Annotated in this window: 1 protein-coding gene; it reads right to left on the bottom strand. The window is 32.5% G+C overall.

Annotated elements, in window-relative coordinates; genetic code table 11:
* Positions 1 to 1,571, bottom strand: a 1,571-nt coding sequence (locus FKP33_RS26585; RefSeq protein WP_373423959.1) for a Spaf_1101 family AAA-like ATPase, incomplete at its 3' end; no start/stop codon positions are given.
* Between the last annotated feature and the right edge of the window lie 777 nt (positions 1,572 to 2,348).

The following is a 2,348-nucleotide window of genomic DNA, read 5'->3' as shown; positions in this document are numbered from 1 at the left end:
ATACTAGCAATCGATTTTAAAACCCGATCTTTCTCAGGGAATGGCAATCCATTAAAGACAACCTCTCGAATGAATGTTCCAATATCATCAGAGTTTATTTGGTTAATAATATTATTTATAGAATAGCTCTTTCTGTAAAAACCACTCATTATTAACAACTTTTCTTCTTGACTGATTTCATTAAATGAAATCACATCCGTCTGATTAATTACTTCGTAAAGATTTACCCAATGATGTTCTAACTTAATTAAACCCTGATTCGGATAATACTGAACAAATGCCTTAGATGAATAAAACTGTCTCCCGCTTGAATAACGGGCAGCCTCTTCAACTTGCGGAATAAATCGAAGCATATATTCTTTATCATCATATACAAAGAGAACATAGATCATCTTATTTTTACAAATAAAGCGCAGCTTTTTATCAGAGTCAGTTTCTAATGTAAAAATAATTTCCAAGATACTAAGAAGAGTGCTTTTCCCGGTACCCCTACCTCCTATTATGCAATTCAAATCGCTTGAAAAATCCGCTAAAAATGAACTGTCATTTTTACCACGAAGATATCCATCCGAACCAGGTTCAATTAAGATTCCTTTGATAAATTTATTTGTGATAGATGGTTTATCGATGAATACACAAAACTTATGATTCAGAAAGGCCTTTCTCAAAGAATTAAAACTCACATCACTCATTTTAATCCAAGTGTTATTTAATCCTAGTTGATTGATTGTATGAGCATCACCTTCAAAAATAAAACAATATTTTTCTTCTGGATCCACTATGTCAAATGATTTTAAACGTTCTAATTCTCTGTTTATACACCGTTTATTAGTAACTCCAATAACATTCATATAAGGCAAGTTAAAAAGCGTATGTTTATACAATCCTGAAGTATTTATCTCAGCAGAGTTAATATGTGCAATATACCCTATTCCACCGATTTCATGGATTTTACCCATCATAGAAAGACTTGTTTCATAGGTGCCTTTTTCTTCAGAAATTATATTATTGTCCACTAACTTTTGTACTTTTGATAAATATTTTTCGTCAAATATACCGACTAAATGTAACTGTTCAGAACAAGAAATCTCAATACCAAGTAACAAATTTATGATTTTCCTATTTTCATCTTTACCTTTTATACGTTCCTTAAAATACTCTTCAAGTGAGTGTTTCAATTTGAAATATCCATTAATCGTATTGTGATCTGAGATAACCGCAATCTCTACACCTGATAAATACAGTTTATGTGCAATCAGCTTATAGGTGATATATTCTTTAATCGATTGATAAGGTGTATTTTTTAATAACACTTTGTATTCGTCAGTATCATAATAACCGGCCGATATTTCTTGTACAAAATGGCTCGTCTGTTCTTCATCAAAATATCCTAATTGATTAGCTATATGAACCACATCAATACTTGTCAGGTTTTTATATTCTTTCCCTGGTACTAATTTATAATCATAAGATGCTGGTGTATGTATATGAAATTCACACTTCAATAGATCTCCAAATTTTTTTCTTTCTCTATTAATTTGCTTATATTTCATCAAAAGAATATCAAACAACGAGATCACCTCTTTGAATACTGACGAATTTTGTCTTTATATAGATGTTATCATATAAAAGTGTGATGAATAAAGTGGGAATTAGCTTTGGAGCCAGTCAGTTAATCAAAAGAGGAGACTATCAGAGATGATATTAGGGATATCTTAAGGGAACTTGAAATACTTGGGTATGAAGATGCGAAGGCAAAAACGATATTGATTAAACATTATCGACAATCAGGCGATCTTAGGGTTTTTAGGGGTTTCCAGAAAAATTGTCTAATTGCCATCTTGAAAGTTGGAATTTCAAACCTAACTTGAAATAGGCGGATAAGTAACCTACTTTGTTCGTGGAGTGGAGTAGCAAAAAAACAGCTGCCGCGGGAAGCCTTCTAGTATAAAAGATTAGGCACCTCAAATTATACCAGGTTAATACTTCCCCTTAGGATGTAATAAACGTATGTTCTCGTATAAGCATGAAATAGAGCCTCCAACTACACGACGATAATATTCACGTAAATGTGTTGAATGAACAAGACGCATTTTGTAGCTCCATAGGGTTGTCTATAATAAAAAGTATGCATTTTTCCCGGTTAAGGTTACATGATTTTTTACAGACCTAAAACTTAAATCTGATTTTCCCACCCAATGTGGGTGGGATTATTTTTAAAAATATTTTTGTCTAAAGCTTTTTCTAAAGCGGCCAACACTTTGTCTTGTACCCTTATGGGAGATTACCGCTATCCAAATTACTCAATGTCTGTAAGCGTCAAACCCAGCACACCTGTTCATAGGAAA

Source organism: Paenibacillus sp. tmac-D7 (genome assembly GCF_006519665.1).
Taxonomy (GTDB): Bacteria; Bacillota; Bacilli; order Paenibacillales; family NBRC-103111; genus Paenibacillus_G; species Paenibacillus_G validus.
The sequence above is the reverse complement of the archived record's forward strand: the minus strand, read 5'-3'. Positions and strand labels throughout refer to the sequence as shown.